Genomic DNA, 26,798 nt, shown 5'->3' on the forward strand with positions numbered 1-26,798 from the left:
AGGCATTTATGCAAGATCACCCAAGATCACCCTAAAGCCTCCCCCTTCATCAATACCTATGAAGGATACAACCCAATCCCCGTTTATGAAAAGAACGCTCCACCATCTTGACTTTCCCCCCTCACCTTACAGGATGAAAATTCCACCCCGCACCGGTCTCGTGTGAACAATCTGACTTCTCTTAGCAGATTCTTACGGCTGACCACTCATGCGGTTCACTTGCATAAGTCTTTACGGGAAAACCCTACCCAAAATATTCTTAATCTCTCTCCCCTTCAAAGAACGAAAGTTTCTGCAATCCCATCTCTCAACCCCCCACAAAGCCCCAAAACTTCCTTTTAATTTTTACAGATCCACGCCTTTATGCTTTTTCATTTTGACAGAAATCAGCAAACAAAACTATCCCCACGCCGTTTTGCAAACAATAATCTACACCCGCTTTCCTTAAAGCGAATTCCCTCTATTGGCTTCAAATCCCCGTCTCTCAAACAACCCCATTTTACAGTATATACAGTATAATAGAATAGCTAATGTTTTAAGGTGTCTTGCCAATCTCCTTAAAGTACTTTATCAATCAAAAGATATTTTGATTGTCTACGCACCGATCAAGAGGGATTAAAGGTCCTAAGCTCTAGCGTACAAATAAATCCACTGTTGTGGATATCCCGGGATTCCGGGAGATTTTGCACTGTCCAAGTGCGTCTTACGCACTAAAAGCAAAATGCTGATTTAGGTTCAGTACTTTTAACTCCCGGAATACCAATAATGTGAAGGCGCTCGCAACCGGCGGGGGCTTAACATGCAAACCCAAAATTCACATTTTAATGATATTTCTTATCAAGCAAAAGAATTCGTCATAGAAGAATGTCAATGAAGCTTTCTCAAAGCAGCAAGCGAAATATTCATCCCAACGCTGTTTTGCAAACAATAATCCGTCAATACGCCCGCTTTCCTTAAAGCGAATTCCCTCTATTGGCTTCAGATCCCCGCCTCTCAAACAGCGCTATTTTACAGTATCATAGAATAGCCAATGCTTTAATTTATCTTGCCAATCTCCTTAAAGTACTTTATCACTTAAAAGATATTTTGATCGTCTACGCACCGATCAAGAGGGATTAAAGGTCCTAAGCTCTAGCGTACAAATAAATCCACTGTTGTGGATATCCCGGGATTCCGGGAGATTTTGCTATGTCCAGGTGCATCTCAGCACTAAAAGCAAAAAGCTGACTAGAGCTCAGTACCTTTAACTCCCGGAATACTCATGCGAGGGCGCTCGCAACCGGTGGGGAGCAATGCAATCTCAAAATCTTAATATTGATCTTTTGGTCGGCAAAAAAATTCGCTTAAAACGAAAAATGCTGAAAATGTCTCAAAAAACCTTAGGGGATGCTTTAGGCGTAAGTTTCCAACAAATTCAAAAATATGAAAACGGCTTAAATCGTGTAAGCGCGGGGCGTTTAATGCAAATTTCCGATATTTTGAATGTTCCGATTGCCTTTTTTTATGCGGAGATCATGTCAAAACAACAGACTCCATACCATTACGATGAAGTCATCTCGAACACTGAAGAATACCTGCTGCTCAAAAGATTTAGAATGCTCACTTTGATAAAACAAAAAGCTATTTTACAACTCATCATGGATGAGAATGCAAACTAACATCATGCGATAGCATACAACACATTCTCTATAACGCGATACGCACTCATAGAGCCTACATGCTCTCTTCAATAAGCATTCATGGGAATTTGGTAAAAGAACAACCTTCATTGTAGCGCTTTATGACTTGTAAACACCCCGCCTCTCATGAAAAAAGCCGTTTTTTATTGCCAATCTTCTGAAATGGTTTTAGGGATTAAAAGGTGTTTTAATCGCATACTCGATAATCAAAAGAGCTCTGAAAAATCTAAGCTTTAACGTAAAAATAAACCCGCTTTTCGAGTATGTGGAATTCCGGGAGTTTTTGCCATGTCCAAGTGTTTCTCAACACTAAAAGCAAAAAAGCTGACTAGGGTTCAGTCCTTTACTACTCCCGGAATACCAATAATGTGAGGGCGCTCGCAATCGGGGGGACTTAACATGCAAACTAAAAATTCACATTTTAACGATATTTATCGGCAAAAGAATTCGTCATCGGAGAATGTCAGTGAAGCTTTCTCAAAGCAGCAAGCGAAACTAATCCTCGCACCGTTTTGCAAACAATAATCCGTCAACACACCAGCTTTCCTTAAAGCGAATTCCCTCTATTGGCTTCAGATCCCCGCCTCTCAAACAACCCCATTTTACAGTATAATAGAATAGCTAATGCTTTAATTTATCTTGCCAATCTCTTGAAAGTACTTTATCACTTAAAAGATATTTTGATCGTCTACGCACCGATCAAGAGGGTTAGTAAAGCCCTAAATCCGAGCGTATAATTGTGCCTACTTTTGTGGGTATCCCGGGATTCCGGGAGTTTTTGCTATGTCCAGGTGCCAAAAGCACTAAAAGCAAAAAAGCTGACTCGGATTCAGTCCTTTACTACTCCCGGAATACCAATGCGAGGGCGCTCGCAACCGGAGGGGACACAAAGTGCAAACCAAAAATTCACATTTTAACGATGTTTCTATTGGCAAAAGAATTCGTCATAGAAGAATATCGATGAAGCTTTCTCAAAAAGAATTAGGGAATTCTTTAGGTGTCAGTTTCCAACAAATCCAAAAATACGAAAAAGGCTTGAATCGTGTAAGCGCAGGACGTTTGCTAGAAATTGCTAACCTACTGAAAGTTCCAATGAACTTTTTTTACGCAGATATTTCAAAAGAAAACATTCCAGAAAATCTCTCACACGATGATCAAGAAATCTATAGCGAAAAAGAACACACCCTTTTGAAAACTTTTAGAGAACTCCACCCTAAAAAACAAAAGGCAATTTGGTGGTTAATTTCCGATTAGGCAAAAGCACACACAAAGCTCCAATCCTTTATTTCATTCTTACAGATCCACATTTTCACGCTTTTTCATTTTGACAGAAATCAGCAAACGAAACTATCCTCCGCACCATTCTATAAACACTGGTCTGTCAAAACGCTGGCTTCTGATGCTAGCGGATTGTTCAACTGATTATTTCACAGGAGTATCACTCTCTCTCAAAAAAAGTGTTCCCCAGCCCGCAAATCTTTCAAAATATTCACCCCCCACGCGCACAAAAAGCCCCTTACATTACCCAACGATCACCGCCCCAAAGAGCAGTTTTTTACGGCATGATAGGATAAAGCGTTCCCAGCTCAAAATTTGCAATAAATTTTGGCACTTAAAACGCTTTATAAAAGGCATTTTATGCCTTTCTCAATCCTTTTTATCTCCACCCATCAATCCTGCCTGTGACAAGAAAATGATTTTGATGAGTTCACAAAAGAGTTCGAAATGAGAAAATTTTACAACACGCACAGGCTCTCATTTAAATTGAATAACCCTATCTTATCATTATCAATAAAACTGTTCTATATTCAACATGTAAGAGTTTTAACCAAGCATTTTTGCAAACAGCTCTTTGGGTAAACGTCGCGGTTTTGCTTCTTCATTAATCAGAGCAATTTCAACTTTTGCCGTTACCAACGTGGTTGCCTCATGCACAATTGACTGCTCCATAAAAAAACGTGCTCCTTGGATATGATTAACACGTGTTTTAACAACTAAAAGCTGATCAATTTGGGCTGGTCGTAAAAAACTAATTTCCATATGACGCACAACAAAAAACAGTTTTTCCCCCTCCCCTCCTGCAGCTAACATTTTATTATTAAAACCTGTTTCCCGTAAAAATTCTGAACGTCCCCGTTCAAAAAATTCCAGATAACGCGCATGATAAACCACACCGGAAAAATCTGTATCAGCCACGTAAACGCGCACTTGAAAATTATGAAAAGCATTTTTATGATCACTCTTGAAAGGCATTACTTCTGTCATTGACTTCGTGTCCCATAAAATCATTTAAGTTAGAAAATTGTTTATCAATCAAAAGATTGAACATATTTTTGTGTTGAAGTTGTGAAAAGAAAAAGCACAAAATCCCCCCCTATCGTTCTAAACCTTTTCGGTGAAAACACAAGAACCAGAGGCTTTCTTCTTATCCTTATAAGAGCTTGCGATAAATCATCCGCACAATTCTTATTAAAAAGATGCCTTAATCCTCTTCCCCATCCCATAAAGTTGCCTGAAGTGATGCATTATCTTGAGCATCAGAAAGTTGCGTACGCTTTTGTATCGACGTTGAAGCGGGCGCAGCAAGTCCTAAATGGCTCCACGCCTTTTCGGTCAGAATGCGTCCACGAGCCGTTCTTTGAATAAAACCTTGTTGGAGAAGATACGGTTCAACAATATCTTCAATCGCATCGCGTGGTTCTGATAAAGCAGCCGCAATGGTTTCAATGCCTACCGGTCCTCCTAAAAAAGTTTCCGCAATCAGCAGCAAATAACGCCGGTCAAGCGGATCAAGCCCAAGATGATCCACCTCAAGGCGCGAAAGCGCTTCATCGGCGATTTTTCGATCAATTTGTTGTGCTCGTTTTACCAAAGCAAAATCACAAACGCGCCGTAACAGCCGTCCAGCGATACGCGGGGTTCCACGTGCTCGACGTGCAATTTCATGGGCGCCATCATCACTGATCTTGACGGCAAAAAGCCGCGCATTACGCTGCACAATATATTCCAATTCCTCTATCGTATAAAAATTAAGACGAATAGGGATGCCAAAACGGTCTCTAAGCGGTGTGGTCAAAAGCCCCAACCGTGTGGTTGCTGCCACCAAAGTAAATTTAGCCAAATCAATTTTAACCGAGCGTGCTGCTGGCCCCTCGCCAATGATCAAATCGAGTTGATAATCTTCCATAGCTGGATAAAGAATTTCTTCAATCGCTGGATTTAAGCGATGAATTTCATCAATAAACAAGACATCGCGTTCTTCCAAATTGGTCAAGAGAGCGGCTAAATCGCCTGCTTTAGCAATGACTGGTCCTGAAGTAGAGCGAAAATTAACCCCTAATTCTTTTGCCATAATCTGTGAAAGCGTTGTTTTTCCCAATCCCGGTGGTCCTACAAACAAAACGTGATCCAACGCTTCTTTCCGAGTTTTTGCAGCTTCAATAAATATTTTTAAATTAGCCCGCGCCGCTTCTTGACCAATAAAATCATCGAGAACTTGTGGTCTTAAGGAACGATCCGGATCGTTGGGAAGGGGCGCTGCCCCTAAAAGGCGTTGATCTTCATCTTTATGCATTGTTACCTTAATTTCAAGTAGGAGAAGAAAGCAATTTGAGACTATGGCGGATCAAGAGAGCAGAAGAAACAGCTTCCCCTTCAAGGGCGTTCATCGCCAGAGCAAGAGCCCGAGCTGCTTGCTCACGTTCAAAGCCTAGCTTCATTAACGCGGAAAGCGCATCCTGCGCAGGTTGGTCAGCCCTCTCATGCTGCGGAATTGAAACCGTCTTGACCGCCTGTTCAAAGGGAAGCGTTTTACTTTTCAACTCACCCACAATTCTTTCACTGACTTTTTTACCAACGCCTGGCGCTCGACTAATCATCGCCCCATCGTTTAAAGCAATAGCTTGTGCGAGTTCATCTGGCGATAAAGTCCCCAAGATTGCCAAAGCCACCTTAGCCCCGACCCCTGGAACATTTTGGAGCATACAAAACCACTCCTGTTCGGCTCTTGTTGCAAAACCAAAAAGGCGGATTGCCTCTTCCCGAACATGCGTTTCAATAAAGAGGCTTAACGCCTCCCCAACAGAAGGCAAAGAAGGACGCAACCGATTTGAGATAAAAACAACATACCCCACACCATGAACATCAAGAATGATATAATCTTCAAAGATATGTTCAAGCGTCCCCTTTAATTTGCCAATCATATCACCATCCTTGCTTGATAAGATTGATCAATCCTCTTACGATGCATGCTATGACAAAGAGCAAGCGCAAGGGCATCAGCGGCATCATTGCTATCAAATTCAGCCCGTGGAAGTAAAACTTTTACCATCATATGAATTTGTTCTTTCGCCCCATGTCCAACGCCAATAACTGATTTTTTCACCTTATTGGGTGCATATTCAAAAACAGGACACTTTGCCTGAGCCGGAACCAGCAGCGCAATCGCACGCGCTTGTCCAAGTTTTAAAGTTGCTGTCGCATCTTTGTTGACAAACACATGTTCCACTGCAGCTTCATGAGGCATAAATTGATGCACAACCTCTGAAAGACCTTTATGGATTTGACAGAGCCTAGAAGCCAAATCACACTTTACATCGGAAGAAACTGTCCCTGCAGCAACAAACTGAAGACGATTACCCGCAAGATCGATAACACCCCATCCAGTATACCGTAATCCGGGATCAATGCCTATAATACGAATCGTCTCTGCCATAAACGCTAGTTTATACACTTTTCCCCCTTTTGAATAAAGGCTCGCCCATAAAGAAAACAGCAGTAAAACATAAAACCCGTAAAAAGAGGAGCATGCGTCATGAGTTTATGTGTTATAACACCCGAACAAACAGCAGCTTTATAAGACTAAAAATGCCATCAAACAAAACCCCTCACACCTGACAAGTAAGCAAAAGAAAAGTATAAAACGCCCCTTCTATCTCATCTTCAATGTCATAATGATTAAACCATTCCAAGCGTGCAGAGAGGGTTTGATATATCAATGGCAAAAATTCTCCTCTCTGAATGGTATATACGCCACTGGGTCTTTTTACATTATAAAGAATATCCTCTAAGAACGCCCAAAGGTTGTTTTGAGTCATTCGATTTGTTTTGCCAGCAGATTTTCATCTTCTAAAGTACTAGAAGCCGCTGCTTCCCACCCCGCGTGCATAGATTTTATGCGCGCTTCCAAACGAGAGTGAACGCGCAACAAATTGGCGAAAATTTCAGGCGTTCGTTCCAATGAGGGGTTTCAAGTTCCAATGTCGGTGTCTGAAGGGAAACTTTGACGATTTCTTTTTTTATTTGTTCTGATGACATTTCCCTTCACGAAAAGCCCAAGAGAATATCCTCTAAGAACGCCCAAAGGCTGTTTTGAGTCATTCGATTTGTTTTGCCAACAGATTTTCATCTTCTAAAGGATAGGAAGCCGCTGCTTCCCACCCTGCACGCATAGATTTTATGCGCGCCTCTCAAACGAGAGTGAACGCGCAACAAATTGGCGGAAAATTTCTGGGAGTTCGTTCCAATGAGGGGTTTCAAGTTCCAATGTCGGTGTCTGAAGAGAAACTTTGACGATTTCTTTTTTTATTTGTTCTGATGACATTTCCCCTTCGCAAAAAGCCCAAGAGAATATCCTCTAAGAACGCCCAAAGGCTGTTTTAAGTCATTCGATTTGTTTTGCCGGCGGATTTTCATCTTCTAAAGGATACGAAGCCGCTGCTTCCCACCCCGCGCGCATAGATTTTATGCAAGCCTCTCAAACGAGAGTGAACGCGCAACAAATTGGCGGAAAATTTCTGGAATTTCGTTCCAATGAGGGGTTTCAAGTTCCAACGTCGGTGTCTGAAGGGAAACTTTGACGATTTCTTTTTTATTTATTCTGATGACATTTCCCCTTCGCAAAAAGCCAAAAGAATATCCTCTAAGAACGCCCAAAGGCTGTTTTGAGTCATTCGATTTGTTTTGCCAGCAGATTTTCATCTTCTAAAGGATAGGAAGCCGCCGCTTCCCACCCCGCACGCATAGATCTTATGCGCGCCTCTCAAACGAGAGTGAACGCGCAACAAATTGGCGGAAAATTTCTGGGAGTTCGTTCCAATGAGGGGTTTCAAGTTCCAATGTCGGTGTCTGAAGGGAAACTTTGACGATTTCTTTTTTTATTTGTTCTGATGACATTTCCCCTTCGCAAAAAGCCCAAGAGAATATCCTCTAAGAACGCCCAAAGGCTGTTTTGAGTAATTCGATTTGTTTTCCTACTGGATTTTCATCTTCTAAAGTACTAGAAGCCGCTGCTTCCCACCCTGCACGCATATATTTTATGCGCGCTTCCAAACGCAATGAATGCGCAACAAATTGGCGGAAAATTTCTGGGAGTTCGTTCCAATGAGGGGTTTCAAGTTCCAATGTCGGTGTCTGAAGGGAAACTTTGACGATTTCTTTTTTTATTTGTTCTGATGACATTTCCCCTTCGCGCTCTGCCCGAAGAAGAAGGAGTTGAGAGGCAATTTGCATTAGTCGTGTACTTAAATACATCGCCTCTTTTGCATAGAGTGCAGAAATTTCTGTCGAAAGGGAACGCGCGACGACTTTCCCTTCTGAATCGATATAGGCTGCTGTTTTTTCAATCAGCGCCATTGTCTCTTCATAGAGACGATTAAAAGCATTTTCAAAAGCATTATGCTCAATCATGATAATAGGTTCATCATAAGGACGTTTATGTACGCTCACGCTTTTATACTCCAAGGATCAGCACAAAACCACACCGCTCAATATTATATCACTCAACGAACAGAGTCTTAAAAAGTTTCTTTTGTTGCTGTATAGAATGCTTTTTTTTGAAATGACTACCTCTTTTAATTTTTTTGTGCAATGCGCTTTTTATACTAAGGTTAACGCAGCTGCACAAGGACCGCGGGACCGCGTTTTTCTTATAAGCGGATCAGTTTTCTTGCAAAAGCCTGCTGTAAAGACCGCCGTTTTTCACAATAATAGGCAACTCCAAATTGCAGAGCGATGCCCGTTATCATTAAGAGGCTATCGGAAAAAAACGTTCCTGTCATCACTGTTTTGACAATTTGTCCAAACATGGCAAAAATAGTTCCTGTTACAAAGACCGGTAAACTATGTTTTCCTAGGATTGCTAAAGGATGTTGCTGTGAAACAGCAAACCATTTATTGACGCGCGGCAACGAAAGAATAAGAAAAGATAATGCCAGAACATGGAGCAAACGTGGCAAGCTTAAAAAGGTTTTATTAAAGTTGAGCAACGGAGAAGACCAGCCGAGCCAACCCAAAACGCCCCACCAATTTAAGCGAACCCATAACAGTGCCAGCAAGAGATAGCCTGCTGCACAAACCACCCAAAAAGATTTAAAAGCGATTTTTTTTCCTTGTTTAAGCGCTAAAGTACTGGTTAAGCCTATAACAAACAAGAATTGCCAAGACAAAGGGTTTAAAAACCACTTTCCCTCTATAGGATAAGAAGGGGGTGCAATTTTATACAGTCCGCAGATGAGGTAAAGTATAAATGAGCCCAAAAGCAGCCACTTTGTCTGTTTACGTCCCACATATAGGATAAAAGGCGCAAAAAACATTAAAACCATATAAAGCGGCAGAATATTATTATAGCCTAATTGATGTCCCAAGCTGAAGCTATGCAAAAATGCTGTAAGCGGTTGTGTGACAAAGAGCCCCACATTGTTCATCGCTAACAGTTTCTCTGTTTTCCATAAGAAAAAGGCTCCTAAAAACAAGCTTAACGTAACAAAAGTAGTCAAAAGATATGCGCCATAGAGCTGCAAAGCCCTGTACCAAAGTTTACGCACAATGAAGGAAAAAGGCTTTTTCTGTAACCGCGCATGAAAGCTTAAGCCCAATGAGACACCTGAAAGCAAAACAAAAACTTCTGCAGAATCAGAAAAACCGAAGTTTCTATGGGTTATATGTTCATAGAGCGTTCCGGGAATATGGTTGATAAAAATCGTCAATAAGGCTAAAGAACGAAAAACATCAATGCGTGTATCACGACGAAAAGGCTGCGTCTTATGATCAACAACGGCTTGGTATTTCATAAATGGACTCCCACGCGTCACAAAACTTTGAAGTCACATAAAAATGGTGGTTACCTTTATCGCAAATAAGATAGGATGAAACTTTAGCTTTTAAGAGTCAAGTTTCTTTTTAAGTATTTATTTTTTTTACAAAAATCAGAGATAGGACATGACACAACAAAAAAATAAACCGATTGACTCCCCTCTTTTTCCTCAATTGGTTTTAACACTTGATGTTCGACGCAATATTCCACACGGCTTTTTGCGTCCCATGTTGCAAACAAAGTCTTTTGCCTGTGTCATCGTTTACGATTCTGAACAGCAGAAAGATGATGGCTCTTTTTTACAAAAACAGGCTCAAACTTACGCAGAAGATATTCAAAACAATGATGCTGCTCTTCTTATCGCTGGTGACAGTCGCATTGCTGGACGCATAAAGGCTGATGGATTACACATAGAAGATGATCTTAATGCTCTTGAAAGCTTTAAAAATCAGCAAAAGGAACAAAAAATCATCGGCTTTGGCAATCTACGCAATCGCCATAGTGCTATGCTTGCAGCAGAAACAGGGGTTGATTATCTTCTCTTTGGCAAATTAGGGGCTGATAAAAAACCCCAAGCGCACCCACGCAATCTTCAGTTAGCCACATGGTGGTCAGAGATTATGGAAACCCCCGCCATTATTCAAGCAGGCAGCGACTTTGCAAATTTTGATGAAGCCTTAAAGACGGGCTGTGAGTTCATTGCCATGGAAGAAGTCATCTTTACCCACGCCTCCCCCTTGGTTCTGCTTCAACTTTGCCAAGAAAAATGTAAAAACGCCCCCTTGTAAAGCGCCTCCTTTTACAACTTTTCTTGTAAAGGAAAAAGCCCCCAGACTAAAGCATACTCAAAACACGCGCCCCACCCCGCCACACCTTACAGACACGCACATTCTATAGACTAAAAAGAACTGCCCTACCCTTTTTTAAACAACAAACGATTGCGCAGGTTTTGATGAAGAGACCGCCTGCGAATTCATTACCGTGAACGAAATCATCTTTACCTACGATAATCTTTTCATAGTGCTTGAAATGATAAAAGAAAAATCATAACAATGTATTATACAAACTAAACCATTCGCGGGAAATCATCATTTTTCATATTCATAATGAATACCAACAACTGATGATACGAATATGCAGGGGACATAAAATGGAATACAGAGGAACGATTGAAGACCTTAAAGATATAATTTGCAAGGCTGGATATCAAATCAAAGAAGCCAAACTTCTACCACATAAATCCCCTAGAACATATCAGATCAGAACCTGTAATGGAGGAATTATTAATTGGTATGAAAAAACAGGGAAGCTGCAAATTCAAGGCAAAGAAAACATAAAACAAAAGTTAAAAGAAGATTTAACGCCATATCTAGAAGAAACATCAACGATTCCTTCCCCAAAAGCTTCTTCCAATGTCCCTAAAATACCTTCTAATGTCTCAGAATCACCCCCTAAAAAAATTTTTATCGTTCACGGTCATGATCATACTGCCCTAGAGCAAATTAAGCTAGCTCTTTACGATCTTGGACTCCAACCATACATCTTACCTATCAATAATGGTTTAACTATCATTGAGGCTTTAGAAAAAGAAATCTGTAAGCCAACCAGTTCTATAAAATTTGGTATTGTACTGCTAACGCCCGATGATATGGGCTATGTCAAAACTGCCAGTGCAGACACAGCACAACCCCGTGCGCGACAAAATGTTATTCTCGAAATGGGCATGTTAATCACCGCGCTTTCTCGAAAAAATGTCGCTATTCTAAAAAAACAACATGTTGAAATCCCTTCAGATGCTCAGGGAATTATATACATTCCTTTTCATGAACATGTAAAAGAAACAGTTCCAACACTTGCCGACCACTTAATGGAAGCTGGTTTCACTTTAGATCCAAAAGCAATTACTCTTGCATCACGTTAAATTTGCATAACACTTATCTTTAGTCTCTAAACACATGCCGTTTGCCTATAAATTTGCTTCCAGCAAGCCAATATCCAATGCGCAAAATAACTCTACTTTTTTCCTTCTTTTTACCGCTCTCAACAAAATCGGGGTCTAATGTCGTGATTTTGGTCATCATTCCAGAGAGGTAGAGAGGCTATTCTCGCCTCTCATTCAAAAAACAAATTTTATAAGTCAAAAAACTATTTTTATTTACCAATTTTCTGAAATTACTTTATGAATAAAAAATATTTTGGTCGCATACGCGGGCGACCAATAGGGATTAAAAACCCGAAAACTCGATACATTAATTTGTCCCACTCTGTGGGTATCTTAGAATTCTGGGAGATTTTGCACTGTCCAAGTGCTCTTTAGCACTAAAAGAAAAATGCTGACTCGGACTCAGCGTTTTTAACTCCCGGAATACGCATAAGAGGCGCTCGCAACCGGCGGGGACAATGCAATCTAACCTCATGTGATAGTACACACCACACTCTCGATAAAGTGATATGCACTGTTCAAAACCATACTCCCTCGATATGAATGCTTTTATTGCTTTCACGCAAAACACGCCGCCTCTCATTAAAAAAGCTGTTTTTTATTGTAAATTTCCTGAAATTACTTTATGAATGAAAGGATATTTGGTCGCATACGCAACGACCAATAGGGATCTAAAAACCCGAAACCTAAACATGAATTTACCCCGCTTTGCGGGTATCCCGGAATTCCGGGAGATTTTGCTATGTCCAAGTGCGTCTTACGCACTAAAAGCAAAATGCTGATTTAGGTTCAGTGTTTTTAGACTCCCGGAATACTCATGCGAGGGCGCTCGCAACCGGCGGGAGGGAAAAATGCAATCTCAAAATCTTAATATTGATCTTCTGGTCGGCAAAAGAATTCGCTTGAGACGAAAAAGACTGGGAATGTCTCAGACAACTTTAGGAAACGCTTTAGGAATAAGCTTCCAACAAATTCAAAAATATGAAAACGGCTTAAATCGTGTAAGCGCGGGGCGTTTAATGCAAATTTCCGATATTTTGAATGTTCCGATTTCCTTTTTTTATGCGGATATCGCCACCAAACAACATGCCCCCACCCCTCACGATGAAGTCATTTCGAACACTGAAGAATACCTGTTGCTCAAAAGATTTAGAACGCTCACCACTGTAAAAAGAAAAGCCTTTTTACAACTCATCATGGATGAACATGCAAGCTAACATCATTTGATAGCGGCGCAAAACACGCTCTGTTCAAAGCCTCTCTCAATGTGGTTATTTTATTGCTTTCACGCAAAACACATCACCTCTCATTAAAAAAGCGGTTTCTTATTGCCAATTTTCTGAAATTACTTTATGACTTAAAAGGTATTTTTGATCGTATACGCAACAATCAACGGGGATTAAAAACCCTAAGACCCGATACATAAAAACAAATCCACTTTGCAGGTATCCTAGAATTCCGGGAGATTTTGCTATGTCCAGGTGCTCTTTAGCACTAAAAGCAAAATGCTGACTCGGACTCAGTGTTTTTAACTCCCGGAATACGCATAAGAGGCGCTCGCAACCGGCGGGAGGGAAACATGCAATCCCAAAATCTTAATATCGATCTTTTGGTCGGCAAAAGAATTCGCTTGAGACGAAAAAGACTGGGAATGTCTCAGACAACTTTAGGAAACGCTTTAGGTGTCAGTTTCCAACAAATTCAAAAATATGAAAACGGCTTAAATCGTGTAAGCGCGGGGCGTTTAATGGAAATTTCTGATATTTTGACTGTTCCGATTTCCTTTTTTTATGCGGATATCGCCACCAAACAACATGCACCCTACCCTCACGACGAAGTCATCTCGAACACTGAAGAATACCTGCTGCTTAAAAGATTTAGAACGCTCACCACTGTAAAAAGGAAAGCCTTTTTACAGCTCATCATGGATGAACATGCAAGTTAATATCAAACGATAGCGCACACCACGCTCTCTATAGCGCAATACGCGCTATAGAGTCTACACGCTCTCTTTTTCTCAACATTTCACATTTTTCATAAGCAATTTGTCACATATTTTAAAAAGTAGCCTCATGATAGACGCTTTTTTATTTTAGGGTGATAAAGTCTTGATAAGAGAAGGTCGTCTCTCTGGATCATTCTTTCATTATCGTTGTTTTAAATAGCACTGTTTAAAACAGTCTGGTTCTGATCAACGCTTATGCTATCTTTATAAAGGGACCCAAACCTCCCTTAACTGAAATGAAAAATAAGAAAGCCATGGGATTCTGATACGGCTTGTAATGATGAAAAAAAAATGTGAAAATTCTGATCGATAATGAGGAGGAGATATCGATGATCAAGAGAAGTGTTAAACTGCTTATCCTAGGAATAGTAGGGTTTACAAGTTCTGTTGTCAATTCTGCTGGCAATACTGATGAATCGGCAAGTTTTGAACACTCTTTCAATACAACTCAAGAATCTTCCCCTCCAGAAGAACCTTTTCAACCCTTAAAAGCTGGAGACTATGACCAAGCCTATGACTATTACATCCAAGGCTATTATTTAAAAGCTTTTCAAGAAGCTCTTCGACGTGCTGAAAAAAATGATCCTTTTGCGCAAACGCTTCTTGCCCGAATTTATATGGAAGGATGCGCTGTTCCTGTTGACGGAGCGCGGGCTGCTTTATGGTTTGAACGCGCCGCCAAACAAGGGGAACCCCAAGCGCAACTTCGCTATGGGCTTATGTTGTTTGATGGTCATTTTGTAAAACAAAATCAAGAACTTGGTGAACAGTATATTCAAAAAGCTGTCAAAGCAGGTGTTAAGGAAGCCTATTTTTATTATGGACAACTGCTTCTTTATAAAGCCTCTCAGGAAAAACAAAATCTTCCTGGCGTTTCTTCTCCAAGCCGTGAAAATGAAGCCATCGAGCAAGCCTTAAAATGGCACTTAAAAGGGGCTGCTCTTGGGGATGCTGAAGCGGCTTTTGCGGCGGCAAAAATTCTTTCTCTAGGCACGTTAAATCGACCAAAGGATGATCGCAATGCCCGCAAGCTCATGGAAGTTGCGGCTCAAAACAACCACTTAGCAGCTCAACTTCATTTAGCACAATGGCTGATAAAAGGCCGTGGAGGCGCAAAAGATTTTGATCGTGCTTTTCATTTGCTGCTTCACAATGCCAACAACATGGTTGCCCCCGCCCAAATTTCTCTTGCAAGACTTTATCGAGACGGCATCGGAACAAAAGGCGATACGATCATGGCAGCAGCATGGTATATGCTTGCGAAAGAAGCAAAAATGCAAGCCCCTGATCTTGAAAGAATGCTCCAAGGTATGGACAACACACAACAAGAAAAGGCACGCGAAGAAGCAATAAAGCTCCTTCCTGTTTTTTAAAACACCCTTAACAAACTTAAATTTTGCGGGGCACAAATTTCTTTCAAAAAGGCAGCATCAAAAGAATAAACAAAAGGGGGCTTTAAAGCATAAAAGGGCAACACAATAACAACGCCCTACTCTAACGCCGCCTAACGGCTCTGCCCGCTAAAACAGGCAAAAGCCCCTGATCTTGAAACAATGCCCCCCTCCTCACATATTCACCACCCATTCTCATCAAAACATCACATGTGCAAAGTCTTATGCCTTACCACACAACATTTCAAACGATAGCATTTTACAACAAACAGCATAAGCACTTATTCATATTTTAAAAAAGGGAGCCTTTAAAAAGCAGTGTTTGAAAATTTATTTGGTCGATCTAGAGCAACACCTAACACATCATTGTTATAATGGTGCCAGAAAACGTCATCTTAACATACAAGCGCAAAAGATTGCTCTTTTATCGCACTCCCCAAAAGCAGCAGTTTATTTAAATATATGCTGCAAGAAGCACTTCAAAAAGCCTTAAATTCAAGCTAGAACCATTATTCATTCATGAATTACCGCTTGATTGGAAATCGATATGTTGTTAGTGTAGTTATGAGCGAAGTTGTTCTTATTCCTAATGTAGAAACTTCGCAGGAAAGCTTGATAATCAAGGTTTTGAACTAAAAGAGGGGGAGTTAAGATGTTAAAATATTTATTTCTGTCACCTATTGTAGTGGTAGCTGGTTGCGCGTCTGTAGGCAGTTATTCATCAAATTATGTTGATCAAAATCTTACGAAGCAAGAAGCAAAACTCGTCGCTAACAATTTTATGAGCGATATCAAACGATCTTTCCCACCAGCGACAACCACACTTCTTATAAAGAAAAATGATACAGCAGACAACTTTACGCCTTTATTTATCGATCTTTTGCAACGGAATGGATATCGCGTAATCTATACAGATCAACCTCAAAAGCAGCAAAACATGGGTGTGAATTTGATTTATAGAATAAGATTAAATAGTACAACTATAGTGTCTGTTTTTCAATATAGTGTGGCTGGAGAACCACGTACTCATATAAGTACTCGTCCTAGATTAACCCGCCATTAATGTGAACATTCTCTATTTTCAGACGTAAAGACTTAAAAGTTTTTGCGAAAAACGAAGAGATTTGCACCTCATTTTACGGCTCTAACAAATGCTCCTACGCGCTCTCTTCTCCTAAACATTTCGCGTTCTTCAATAAGCATTCATGGGGATTTTAGGTAAGAGCAGCCTCCGTTTAAGCACTTTATTACTTGTAAACACACCGCTTCTTATTCAAAAAACTGTTTTTTATTGCCAATTTCCTGAAATTACTTTACACATTAAAAGGTATTTTAGTCGCCTACGCGGGCGACCAATAGGGCTTTAAAACCCGAAAATCTAAGCATGAATTTGTCCCGCTTTGCGAGTATCACGGAATTCCGGGAGATTTTGCCATGTCCAAGTGCTGTCCCAGCACTAAAAGCAAAAAAGGCTGATTAGGTTTCAGTACTTTCAAGCTCCCGGAATACGCATAAGAGGCGCTCGCAACCGGTAGGGACAATGCAATCTAACCTCATGTGATAGTGCACACCACACTCTCGATAACGCGATATACACTGTTCAAAGCCATACTCCCTCGATATAGATGCTTTTTATTGCTTTCACGCAAAACACATCACCTTTCATTAAAAAAGCTGTTTTTTATTGTAAATTTTCTGAAATTACTTTACACATTAAAAGGTATTTTGGTCGCCTACGCGGGCGACCAATAGGGCTCTAAAACCCGAAAATCTAAGCATGAATTTGTCCCGCTTTGCGAGTATCTTGGAATTCCGGGAGATTTTGCTATGTCCAAGTGCGTCTTACGCACTAAAAGCAAAATGCTGATTCGAGTTCAGTGTTTTTAACTCCCGGAATACGCATAAGAGGCGCTCGCAACCGGTGGGGACAATGCAATCTAACCTCATGTGATAGTGCACACCACACTCTCGATAACGCGATATACACTGTTCAAAGCCATACTCCCTCGATATAGATGCTTTTATTACTTTCATAAAAAACACACCGCTTCTTATTCAAAAAACTGTTTTTTATTGCCAATTTCCTGAAATTACTTTACACATTAAAAGGTGTTTGGTCGCCTACGCAACGACCAATAGGGCTCTAAAACCCGAAAACTCGTACATTAATTTGTCCCACTTTGTGGGTATCCCGGAATTCCGGGAGATTTTGCTATGTCCAAGTGCGTCTTACGCACTAAAAGCAAAATGCTGATTCGAGTTCAGTGTTTTAGACTCCCGGAATACTTATGCGAGGGCGCTCGCAACCGGTGGGGAGCAATGCAATCTCAAAATCTTAATATTGATCTTCTGGTCGGCAAAAGAATTCGCTTGAGACGAAAAAAGCTGAAAATGTCTCAAACAACGTTAGGAAACGCTTTAGGGATCAGTTTCCAACAAATTCAAAAATATGAAAACGGCTTAAATCGTGTAAGCGCGGGGCGTTTAATGCAAATTTCCGATATTTTGAATGTTCCGATTGCCTTTTTTTATGCCGATATCATCACAAAACAACAGCCTCCATACCATCACGATGAAGTTATCTCGAACACTGAAGAATACCTGCTGCTCAAAAGATTTAGAACGCTCACCTCGATAAAACAAAAAGCCATTCTACAGCTCATGGTGGATGAAAATGCAAACTAACACCACGTGACAGCGCACCACATTCTCTATAGCGCGATACGCGCTATAAGGTGCTACACGCTCTTTTCTTACCTCATACACACGACATAAGCCCTTTCCCGATCCAATTTTTCAGTAATCCGGCTTCTCAGAACGAAACTCCGCTTGCCGTTCCATGGGATTGATTTCACAAGATTATTCGGACAAGTTTCCCCGCACAATACCCACGCGTCATTTTCATAAAACAACGCCTCATGATTTTACAAAATTTCTATCATCAATCTCAATGAGATTTTACAACACAACGGGATAAATTTTCTCCAAAATCCTCAAAAGTCTCAAAAAATTTTGTGCAAATTTTTAAAAAGCTTGCGTCTTGGCACTTTTTATGGTCTTGCAAAGAACTGAAAAGCAAGAATACATCAAGGTCTTTTTTGTTCTTAAGCTTTTCTCTGCAAAGCTCATAAGAAAACTTATGAGAGAACCCCATGAGAAAATCCATGGTAAAACAGATGAAAAGCACACAAAGACCATGAGGAAACCGCAAAACGAACAAGAAATTTTGAACCTAAAAACAACAAAAGAGTTTACACTGTTAAGGCAGCAAAGAAAAGCGCCGTAAGGACAAAGTAAGAAAACTCTTTTTGCAAGAAGAGAATTGGATAGAAACGATGAAAATTAATGGCAATGAAATTCGCCCCGGGAATGTGATTGAGCATCAAGGAAGTTTGTGGGTTGCCGTCAAATGCAACGCTGTAAAGCCTGGAAAAGGCGGTGCATTTAATCAAGTTGAACTAAAAAATTTGCTTGATGGTACAAAACTCAATGAACGCTTTCGTGCCGCTGAAACGGTTGAAAGGGTTCGCCTTGAACAAAAAGATTTCACCTTTCTTTATCAACAAGGGGATGCTTTGGTCTTTATGGATTCAGAGTCTTATGAACAGCTTGAACTCCAAAAAGACTTTGTTGGTGAACGCGCTGCTTTCTTGCAAGATGGGATGACTGTCACAGTTGAACTTTATCAAGAAAAGCCTATCGGCATCTCCCTCCCTGATCAAGTTGCTGTCACGATTGTGGAAGCTGATCCAGCTCTCAAAGGACAAACGGTGACCTCCTCTTATAAACCCGCCATTCTTGAAAACGGCATTCGTATTCTTGTTCCCCCTTTTATGAATGCCGGAGAACGTATCATTGTCGATACCAACGAGTTGATCTATTTGCGTCGTGCAAATGAAAAAGATAAATAAAGGAATAACAAGATGGCCCATTCTGCAATCATGAATGTCATGGTGCAAGCTGCCATGAAAGCAGGACGCTCGCTCGTGCGTGATTACGGTGAAGTACAAAATTTGCAAGTCTCTTTAAAAGGTCCAGCCGATTACGTTAGTCAAGCAGACCGTAAAGCAGAAAAAATTATTTTCACTGAACTGAGCAAAGCACGCCCTAAATTTGGTTTTCTGATGGAAGAGTCTAAAGAAATCGTTGGAGAAGATTCACAACATCGTTTTATCGTTGATCCTTTAGATGGCACCACCAATTTTCTCCATGGCATTCCTTTTTTTGCCGTTTCCATTGCTTTAGAAAGCCAAGGCAAAATTGTTGCGGCTGTCATTTATAATCCGGTCAGTGATGAACTCTTTACCGCAGAACGGGGCAGTGGTGCTTTTTTCAATGACCGGCGCTGTCGTGTTTCTGCGCGGCGCAGACTAGAAGATTGTGTCATTGCTACAGGCATGCCTCATTTTGGGCGCCCAGGTCATGGAACCTATCTCATTGAACTGCGTAATGTGATGATGGAAGTTGCTGGCCTTCGCCGTTTTGGTGCAGCATCCCTTGATTTAGCCTATGTTGCTGCTGGCCGCACCGATGGCTATTGGGAAGACAACTTACAAATTTGGGATATGGCAGCTGGAATCTTAATGGTTCGCGAAGCCGGTGGTTTTGTCACCGATAAAGAAGGTGGTAATGACATATTCCGCAAAAAAAATATCCTCGCCGGCAATGAACACATTCGCACCAAACTAGAAAAAGTTCTCAAAAAAGGTATTTAAACCTTATAATCTTTTAAAAAGCCCGTCGTCCTAAAAAGCCCCTTAAAACTTGTCCACCCACCTTAAAGTTTTATAAAATCTTAAAAAAACAATATGAAGGGAGGCTTTTCAACTTTCTTTACAGACGCAACAGAAAATAATGACACACCACCACCACCAAACAATCAATGCCCCCCTAAAAATGCAATGACAACTTAGCCAATATTACTAACGCTATTTTTCTCAATTCCCCTATAAACAAACTAGAAAACAAAGAACCCATCACAACAAAACGCTCCAAGAAGCAACAAGCACACCAGAAACAAGCCTCTTTATTTTCTTAAGAAATCACCCTTACACAGAAGCTTGCCTCCAAACCGCCTCTCCTCTCTGCTAAGAGCTATCACATATACCTCTCAAGAGCTTTTATTCCTTCCACAGTTTCTTTGATCCTTAATACATTCCTTTCCCATTGCCTTACTCCCTCATCCCATTTCTCAATCCATACCTTTGACATTTCTTGCGTTGTTTCAAGAAGCCTTTGCTCGCTTTCTTCAATAATCTTTTGATATATCTGATACTTTTGCTCTTTTTGCTTAAGTTGTTCAGTCAATTGAAGACACTTCTGTTTCCCTTCTTCAATAATCTTTCGATATATCTGATACTCTTGCTCTTTTTGCTTAAGTTGTTCAGTCAATCGAAGACACTTCTGTTTCCCTTCTTCAATAGTCTTTTGATATATCTGATACTTTTGCTCTTTTTGCTTAAGTTGTTCAGTCAATTGAAGACACTTCTGTTTCCCTTCTTCAATAATCTTTTGATATATCTGATACTCTTGCTCTTTTTGCTTAAGTTGTTCAGTCAATCGAAGACACTTCTGTTTCCCTTCTTCAATAGTCTTTTGATATATCTGATACTCTTGCTCTTTTTGCTTAAGTTGTTCAGTCAATCGAAGACACTTCTGTTCCCCTTCTTCAATAATCTTTTGATATATCTGATACTTTTGCTCTTTTTGCTTAAGTTGTTCAGTCAATTGAAGACACTTCTGTTCCCCTTCTTCAATAATCTTTTGATATATCTGATTCTCTTGCTCTTTTTGCTTAAGTTGTTCAGTCAATTGAAGACACTTCTGTTCCCCTTCTTCAATAGTCTTTTGATATATCTGATACTCTTGCTCTTTTTGCTTAAGTTGTTCAGTCAATTGAAGACACTTCTGTTCCCTTTCTTCAATAGTCTTTTGATATATCTGATACTCTTGCTCTTTTTGCTTAAGTTGTTCAGTCAATTGTTTGTTACGATAAATTTTAGCTATCAGCATTATGCCTACCACACAACACACTATTCCCATTGCAAAGCCTAACAACACGTTCGTTGAATATCCCCGATACCACAACCCACCCATCACTATGGCGAATACAACCAATCCCATACAAACAGATTGCGTCTTCCACTCTCGGATGAACTTAATTATAGTTATTATGAAACTAATGTCTTTTATCGTAGCAATAATTCTGTTTATTATTTCTTTTATTTCTTCATCCATTATTTCCCTCTTTTTTAGCTAATCGTTTATGCAACCTTCTCATCAACACCTCAATATTGTATCATTATGTGTATATATGATTCGAAACTATCTATATATTTTAATAGAAATTATATACAAAATATAGATATTATTATTGATATAATACAACATTTTGTATTTAATTATACTTTTCTGGAGATTGATGCACTTTAAAGAAAAGCCAGCCCTTAAAACTGCTAAGCCTACTTTAAAAGAGTGCTGTTTATTGCTCTTAAAGAGATGACTTTTATCTCAAGATCTCTTATTCGGGTGAAAATTGCAATTTAGCAAGGTAAGCATAAACGCCATTTTTTTCCACAAGTTCGGCATGGGTTCCCTCTTCCACAAGGGTGCCTTTATCCATCACAAGAATACGATCCGCTTTTAAAATGGTTGCCAAACGGTGCGCAATCACCAATGTTGTGCGATTTTTCATCAAACCCTCTAAGGCTTCTTGCACAAGCTTTTCACTGTTTGCATCTAACGCAGATGTTGCTTCATCCAGCAGCAAGAGCGGAGCATTTCTTAAAATCGCCCGCGCAATACCGATACGCTGCTTTTGCCCCCCAGAAAGCATGGTACCGCGTTCTCCCACTTGTGTATCCAAACCATCAGGTAAAGCTTCAATAAATTCAAGGGCATTGGCTGCTTTAGCAGCAGCAATAACATCCTCTTCCCTAACATTTTCAGTCCCAAAAATAATATTATCACGCAGTGTGCCATCAAAAATAGCAACATCTTGGGGAACATAAGAAATTGCACCACGTAAATCTTGTAGCGAGAGATGATCAATCTCCACACCATCAAGTCGAATTTTTCCACTTGTCGGATCATAAAAACGCAGGATTAAAGAAAAAAGTGTGCTTTTCCCTGCTCCTGAAGCACCAACAAAAGCAACCGTTTCACCCGCTTTGACCGAAAAGGAAAGCGCGTGTAAAACCTGCTTTTGGGCTCTAGAAGGATAAGCAAAATCAACATGATCAAAAACAAGTTCGCCCCGAACAGGTTTTGCCAAAGAGACAGGTTTTTTGGGGGCTAAAATCATGGGTTGTTCCTGCAATAATTCAGCCAATCGTTCAGCAGCCCCTGCAGCTTGAATGAGTTCTGCCCCCAATTCTGATAACTGAGCAAAGGTTGAAGCGCCAAAAACAGCATAAAGAACAAATTGTCCTAAGGTGCCCCCTGTCATCGTTCCATTCAAAACATCACGTGATCCAATCCACAACACAGCCACCACACTGCTAAACACAAGAAAAATGGCAAAGCCCGTAAAAAAGGAACGCAAAATCACAGAAGCCCGCGCTGTCTGAAAGGCACGTTCAATCAATTGTGAAAAACGTGTCGCAACAAGTTTTTCAGCGGTAAAAGCTTGCACCGTACGAATAGCACTGACCTGTTCGGTTGCCAAAGCATTAGCATCTGCGACACGATCTTGTGCCGCCCGTGTGCGTGTACGAACCTTGCGCCCAAAAACCACTAAGGGAATTGCCACAAAAGGGATAGCAAGCAGCACCAGAGCAGACAATTTGGCGTTGGTGATCACCATCATCACGATTGCCCCAATCACCACAATGAGATGACGCAAAGCCGTAGAAGCAGTTGAACCAACGGCTAGTTTTATTTGTGTTGTATCGGTAAGAAGCCTTGAAACAAGTTCACCAGAATGAGACTTGTCAAAAAAAGCAGGGGAAAGTTTCATAATATGGACAAAAACATCACGGCGTAAATCGGCAACAATCCGTTCTCCCAAAGTGATAACACAATAATAACGGCAAGCCGAAGCAAGTGCGAGCAACAAAGCCAAAGCAAACAAAATAAAGAAATAAAAATTGATGTAACCATGGCTTGAAGTGGAAAAACCATGATCAAACATTTTGCCGATAGCAACAGGTAAAGCGAGCGTGACAAGAGCTGCAACAGATAAAGCAACAAAGGCAAAGATAAACAACCAGCGATAACGTAAAAGATAAGGACCGAAAGTTACAAGCGAAGAGAAGGAAGATTTTTTAGGGAAAGGCTTTGCAGATTTTTCTGAATGACGATTTAATTTCATAAAACTTCGCTCACTATATGAGATGATTTAAACACGTGACACAATGATGCATCTTGAACACTTGTTTTTTGATGCGTGCTCAGCTATAGGAATAGATACTTTAATCAGTGTATCAAAAAGACAAAGGAAGCGCACTTAAAAAATCGAATAAGTGTTCTTTCATTCTATAAACGCAAAAGGTTTCACGCATGAAAGCGAATATTCATCCTAACTATCACAAAATTACCGTTGTTATGACGGATGGAACCCAATATACAACACGCTCCACTTGGGGAAAAGAAGGGGATACCCTTAATTTGGATATTGATCCAAGAACACATCCAGCATGGACAGGTGGGTCCCAGACACTCGTAGACCGTGGCGGTCGCCTTTCTAAGTTCAAAAATCGTTTTGGCAATATTGGTATGTAAAAACCTCATTCTCATGAGGCACAAAGATTTTAAACAAAACGATTGCCTCATTAAGCGATGAGGCTTTTTTTGTGCTATAAAGAGCGCACTTTAAAGATCAATTTAAAAACGCATCCAACAGAAATAGATCGGTCTCAAACCCTTATTAATCGTGATGGCTGCGTTCTTTAAATTCAAAAATCATTTTGTGATATAACTCTATCAAGAGCACCTAAAATACGCCTTTGTTGCTAAATATAGGTGCTTTTTCCCCTTATAGCGTATGAGTTTTGTAGAAGGCTTGCCCTTTTTAAATCAAAAAATCATAATTGGATTATATGCATAAAGATGCTTTCTCATTTTTCCATTTAACACATGATAACATACCATTGAGGCACCCTGAAAAGCTTTCCCCTTATATCATGACTTCATAAGCCGCGTGAAAAAGACAAAACAAGCCATTTGAGTGTCTTAAGGTCAAGGACGCAGTGAGTCCGCCCTACAAGATTTCCGCCCTACAAGATTTCCATTGAGCTTAAGGACCAAGGTTTATTATAGTCCCTTCATTAAATGCAGCTCTAATGTCATGATTTTTGAGAACAATTCTTAAGAATTTGAGAGGCTGTCCACCTCTCATTTTGATTTGTACACAACCAAAGTGCGCTCTCTTTATTCAGGGAGAATAAGAACATACCCTGGAGGCGCTAAACGGAATAAGAGAGCATCATACCCCCAACTAACAGACATGCAGCAAATAGAAAAAGCACCTTCACCAATTGCTATGAGTAGTGTGAACGATAGAGCGGCTTCATCTGCTGTTGCTTCGCGGCGTTGTAAGCTGAAATGCCATGAAATTAATTTTCTATAATGATATCATCACAAAATACAAGAAAAATTTATTCATTTTAATGAAAAAAGAGGGGTTTTATTGAGATGCAAATCTATCTTCTTTCGCAAGAGTTATTCAACCCGTCCGCCAATAAAAGACGCCCCGCTCATTGAAAAGGAAACTATCCTGACGCACAAAAGCTTCATAAGCTGTATGTCTAATCCATAGAGAAATCACAACTCTCTAATTGACCCGCTTATCCACCTTTGTGAAACTGCAATCAAATGGATTCTGCTGATGACAAGCAATGATAACATGAAAAAGAGAAAATATTACAATATCAAACTCTTCAATATAATATCATCTTTATGATTTTTACTTAAAAAGTAAGCCCCCCTCATGAACGACAACACACTGCTGCGCATTCACGAATTTCCTTTAAAGCACCATCTCCCCTTCCTACAAACGCGCCTCTCCCGCAAACTTATCGCGCGATGCCACGCATAAAGACTTTTAAAATATGCAATGAGAAAACTCTCTAAGAAAGCTTTCAAGCCTAAAACACCCCCATCATTTTTATCATGATGAGGATTTCCCAATCACGCAGAAACATGCAAAATATCCCCGCATTTAAGCATAGAGCTTGTACTTCAAGCGCTCACCTTTTCTTGGCTCTTTTGTCCCCTGCTCTTTTATCCATTGTCCTAAAGCTACCAAATGATTCATCCGCGCACGATGACAAAATGCCTTTTGTGCGAACCACAATATTTTCATGGCGACCAGCCCATGCTTTTAAAGCAGCCGCTTGAAATGCGCGTCGATTAAGAAAAGGTCAATTTCCAAGGCAATGCACCCAAACTATTCATGGCAGACAAATGGGCTGTCGCTTCCTCATCCGATTGTCCGCAAGACAAGAAAAGCAATTCTTAAGAACAGCAGAAGGGACAGTTTGTTTAAGCACATGGGATAGTCTTTTCAGCCACTTCTTCAACTCCAGCCTTGCGCACACACCCTTATGGAAATTCAAATCTATGGCAATTTAAGCGCTCACCTTTTCTTGGTTCTTTGTCCATTGTCCTAAAGCTGCCAAATGATTCATCCGCGCACGATGACAAAATGCCTTTTGTGCAACAGCAATATTTTCATGGCGACCAGCCCATGCTTTTAAAGCAGCCGCTTGCAATGCGCGCCCATAGGAAAAGGTCAATTTCCAAGGCAATGCACCCAAACTATTCATGGCAGACAAATGGGCTGTCGCTTCCTCATCCGATTGCCCACCAGAGAGAAAAGCAATTCCTGGAACAGCGGAAGGTACAGTTTGTTTAAGCACACGAACGGTCTTTTCAGCCACTTCTTCAACACCAGCCTTGCGCGCATCCTTGCCATCAATGACCATATTGGGTTTTAAAATCATCCCCTCTAAAACAACACGAGCTTCAAGCAATTCTTTAAAGACAGTTGTCAAAACAGCGCGCGTCACCTCAAAGCAACGGGCAATGGAATGTTGACAAGACGGTCCATCCATCAGCACTTCCGGCTCAACAATCGGCACAATATTGAGTTCCTGACATAAAGCAGCATAACGCGCGAGAGCTTGTGCATTTTGATTAATGGCACCTCTTGTTGGTAAAGTATCGGCATTAATGGCAATCACCGCCCGCCATTTAGCAAAACGCGCGCCCAAAGCATAATAGTCTTTGAGACGGTCACGAAGACCATCCAACCCTTCAGTAATCGTCTCTTGGGGAAAAGCAGCCAAGGGCTTAGCGCCGGTATCCACTTTAATTCCTGGCAAAGCACCGGCATCCCGAATAAGATCCGTCAACATTTGCCCTGTTGATGCTTTTTGTCGAATGGTTTCATCAAATAAAATAACCCCAGAGATAGCACTTTCCATAGCTTCTTTTGCGCTAAAAAGCATTTCACGATACGCACAGCGGCTATCTTCATTGGATTCAACACCAATGCTTGTAAAACGCTTGCCTATTGTCGCCGTACTTTCATCTGCCGCCAAAATACCTTTACCCGCCTGCACAAGAGAAAGTGCAATATCTTCAAGCCGTTCAGTCATAAAAAAATTCCTCTTTATTTTCTCTATTTTGTCTTAAAATTTCATCTTGTCTTAAAATTTTCCAACAATGCGCCATACACTTGAACACA

Annotated in this window: 23 protein-coding genes and 3 pseudogenes; 13 read left to right on the top strand and 13 right to left on the bottom strand. The window is 40.6% G+C overall.

Features of this window, described 5'->3' with window-relative positions:
• Positions 1–1,292 precede the first annotated feature (1,292 nt).
• Positions 1,293–1,658 carry a helix-turn-helix domain-containing protein gene (locus FJG96_RS01530; RefSeq protein WP_139412451.1) on the top strand — a complete coding sequence of 122 codons (366 nt, stop codon included), beginning with the start codon at positions 1,293–1,295 and terminating at the stop codon, positions 1,656–1,658.
• Positions 1,659–2,570: 912 nt separating this feature from the next.
• Positions 2,571–2,933 (top strand): helix-turn-helix domain-containing protein, encoded by a 363-nt coding sequence (locus FJG96_RS01535; protein WP_139412452.1) that lies wholly within the window; start codon positions 2,571–2,573, stop codon positions 2,931–2,933.
• A 570-nt stretch (positions 2,934–3,503) separates the two neighbouring features.
• Here FJG96_RS01535 and ybgC read toward each other — a convergent pair.
• From ybgC to FJG96_RS01580, 9 genes and pseudogenes are all read right to left on the bottom strand, one after another.
• On the bottom strand, positions 3,504–3,944 hold the full coding sequence (gene ybgC / locus FJG96_RS01540; RefSeq protein WP_005774599.1) for a tol-pal system-associated acyl-CoA thioesterase: 441 nt from the start codon (positions 3,942–3,944) through the stop codon (positions 3,504–3,506).
• A gap of 217 nt (positions 3,945–4,161) precedes the next feature.
• Positions 4,162–5,253, bottom strand: coding sequence for a Holliday junction branch migration DNA helicase RuvB (gene ruvB, locus FJG96_RS01545; RefSeq protein WP_139412453.1), 1,092 nt, complete (start codon positions 5,251–5,253; stop codon positions 4,162–4,164).
• A gap of 13 nt (positions 5,254–5,266) precedes the next feature.
• Entirely contained in the window at positions 5,267–5,881 is a 615-nt protein-coding gene (gene ruvA / locus FJG96_RS01550) for a Holliday junction branch migration protein RuvA (protein WP_005774596.1), read from the bottom strand.
• The gene (gene ruvC, locus FJG96_RS01555; RefSeq protein WP_139412720.1) at positions 5,878–6,393 is read right to left on the bottom strand and encodes a crossover junction endodeoxyribonuclease RuvC; all 516 of its coding nucleotides are present in this window, start codon (positions 6,391–6,393) and stop codon (positions 5,878–5,880) included. Before ruvC ends, ruvA begins: the two co-directional genes overlap by 4 nt.
• Before the next feature lie 378 nt (positions 6,394–6,771).
• Complete coding sequence (locus tag FJG96_RS08815; protein ID WP_180338225.1) at positions 6,772–6,918, bottom strand: hypothetical protein; 147 nt, start codon at positions 6,916–6,918, stop codon at positions 6,772–6,774.
• Between the two features lie 136 nt (positions 6,919–7,054).
• Positions 7,055–7,290: pseudogene (locus FJG96_RS01560) on the bottom strand (DUF1465 family protein); the annotation flags it as partial.
• Between the two features lie 336 nt (positions 7,291–7,626).
• Positions 7,627–7,862, bottom strand: a pseudogene (locus FJG96_RS01570) (DUF1465 family protein); the annotation flags it as partial.
• A gap of 24 nt (positions 7,863–7,886) precedes the next feature.
• Positions 7,887–8,405 carry a DUF1465 family protein gene (locus FJG96_RS01575; RefSeq protein WP_005774594.1) on the bottom strand — a complete coding sequence of 173 codons (519 nt, stop codon included), beginning with the start codon at positions 8,403–8,405 and terminating at the stop codon, positions 7,887–7,889.
• Positions 8,406–8,605: 200 nt separating this feature from the next.
• A complete protein-coding gene (locus FJG96_RS01580) occupies positions 8,606–9,748 on the bottom strand; it encodes an OpgC family protein (RefSeq protein ID WP_139412454.1) in 1,143 nt (380 codons plus the stop codon).
• Between the two features lie 148 nt (positions 9,749–9,896).
• On the opposite strand from FJG96_RS01580, the gene FJG96_RS01585 reads away from it, so the two are divergent.
• The 10 genes from FJG96_RS01585 to FJG96_RS01635 all read left to right on the top strand — a co-directional run bounded on the left by FJG96_RS01585 (position 9,897) and on the right by FJG96_RS01635 (position 19,824).
• On the top strand, positions 9,897–10,559 hold the full coding sequence (locus FJG96_RS01585) for a thiamine phosphate synthase (protein ID WP_139412455.1): 663 nt from the start codon (positions 9,897–9,899) through the stop codon (positions 10,557–10,559).
• Between the two features lie 362 nt (positions 10,560–10,921).
• A complete protein-coding gene (locus FJG96_RS01595) occupies positions 10,922–11,692 on the top strand; it encodes a TIR domain-containing protein (protein WP_139412456.1) in 771 nt (256 codons plus the stop codon).
• A gap of 872 nt (positions 11,693–12,564) precedes the next feature.
• Positions 12,565–12,930, top strand: coding sequence for a helix-turn-helix domain-containing protein (locus tag FJG96_RS01600; protein ID WP_139412457.1), 366 nt, complete (start codon positions 12,565–12,567; stop codon positions 12,928–12,930).
• A gap of 362 nt (positions 12,931–13,292) precedes the next feature.
• Positions 13,293–13,658 carry a helix-turn-helix domain-containing protein gene (locus FJG96_RS01605; RefSeq protein ID WP_139412458.1) on the top strand — a complete coding sequence of 122 codons (366 nt, stop codon included), beginning with the start codon at positions 13,293–13,295 and terminating at the stop codon, positions 13,656–13,658.
• A 389-nt stretch (positions 13,659–14,047) separates the two neighbouring features.
• Positions 14,048–15,091 carry a tetratricopeptide repeat protein gene (locus FJG96_RS01610; RefSeq protein ID WP_139412459.1) on the top strand — a complete coding sequence of 348 codons (1,044 nt, stop codon included), beginning with the start codon at positions 14,048–14,050 and terminating at the stop codon, positions 15,089–15,091.
• A gap of 670 nt (positions 15,092–15,761) precedes the next feature.
• Positions 15,762–16,172, top strand: a complete 411-nt coding sequence (locus tag FJG96_RS01615; protein WP_139412460.1) for a hypothetical protein — start codon at positions 15,762–15,764, stop codon at positions 16,170–16,172.
• A gap of 1,256 nt (positions 16,173–17,428) precedes the next feature.
• Positions 17,429–17,794, top strand: a complete 366-nt coding sequence (locus FJG96_RS01620; RefSeq protein ID WP_139412461.1) for a helix-turn-helix domain-containing protein — start codon at positions 17,429–17,431, stop codon at positions 17,792–17,794.
• Positions 17,795–18,149: 355 nt separating this feature from the next.
• A complete protein-coding gene (locus tag FJG96_RS01625) occupies positions 18,150–18,395 on the top strand; it encodes a hypothetical protein (RefSeq protein ID WP_139412462.1) in 246 nt (81 codons plus the stop codon).
• A gap of 49 nt (positions 18,396–18,444) precedes the next feature.
• Positions 18,445–19,020 (top strand): elongation factor P, encoded by a 576-nt coding sequence (gene efp / locus FJG96_RS01630; protein ID WP_012232455.1) that lies wholly within the window; start codon positions 18,445–18,447, stop codon positions 19,018–19,020.
• 12 nt (positions 19,021–19,032) lie between these two features.
• Positions 19,033–19,824, top strand: coding sequence for an inositol monophosphatase family protein (locus FJG96_RS01635; protein ID WP_005774584.1), 792 nt, complete (start codon positions 19,033–19,035; stop codon positions 19,822–19,824).
• A 382-nt stretch (positions 19,825–20,206) separates the two neighbouring features.
• Here the strand turns inward: FJG96_RS01635 and FJG96_RS01640 are convergent, their stop codons facing one another.
• Both FJG96_RS01640 and FJG96_RS01645 read right to left on the bottom strand, forming a co-directional pair.
• Positions 20,207–21,346: a coiled-coil domain-containing protein gene (locus tag FJG96_RS01640; protein ID WP_139412463.1), complete on the bottom strand. Its 1,140-nt coding sequence runs from the start codon at positions 21,344–21,346 to the stop codon at positions 20,207–20,209.
• Between the two features lie 283 nt (positions 21,347–21,629).
• On the bottom strand, positions 21,630–23,420 hold the full coding sequence (locus FJG96_RS01645; protein ID WP_139412464.1) for an ABC transporter transmembrane domain-containing protein: 1,791 nt from the start codon (positions 23,418–23,420) through the stop codon (positions 21,630–21,632).
• Between the two features lie 188 nt (positions 23,421–23,608).
• On the opposite strand from FJG96_RS01645, the gene rpmE reads away from it, so the two are divergent.
• Entirely contained in the window at positions 23,609–23,830 is a 222-nt protein-coding gene (rpmE, locus tag FJG96_RS01650; protein WP_005774581.1) for a 50S ribosomal protein L31, read from the top strand.
• A gap of 1,438 nt (positions 23,831–25,268) precedes the next feature.
• Here the strand turns inward: rpmE and FJG96_RS01655 are convergent.
• Both FJG96_RS01655 and FJG96_RS01660 read right to left on the bottom strand, forming a co-directional pair.
• Positions 25,269–25,642 (bottom strand): annotated as a pseudogene (locus FJG96_RS01655) (class I fructose-bisphosphate aldolase); the annotation flags it as partial.
• 35 nt (positions 25,643–25,677) lie between these two features.
• Entirely contained in the window at positions 25,678–26,709 is a 1,032-nt protein-coding gene (locus tag FJG96_RS01660) for a class I fructose-bisphosphate aldolase (RefSeq protein WP_139412465.1), read from the bottom strand.
• Between the last annotated feature and the right edge of the window lie 89 nt (positions 26,710–26,798).

This window comes from Bartonella mastomydis, assembly GCF_900185775.1.
Classification (GTDB): Bacteria; Pseudomonadota; Alphaproteobacteria; order Rhizobiales; family Rhizobiaceae; genus Bartonella; species Bartonella elizabethae.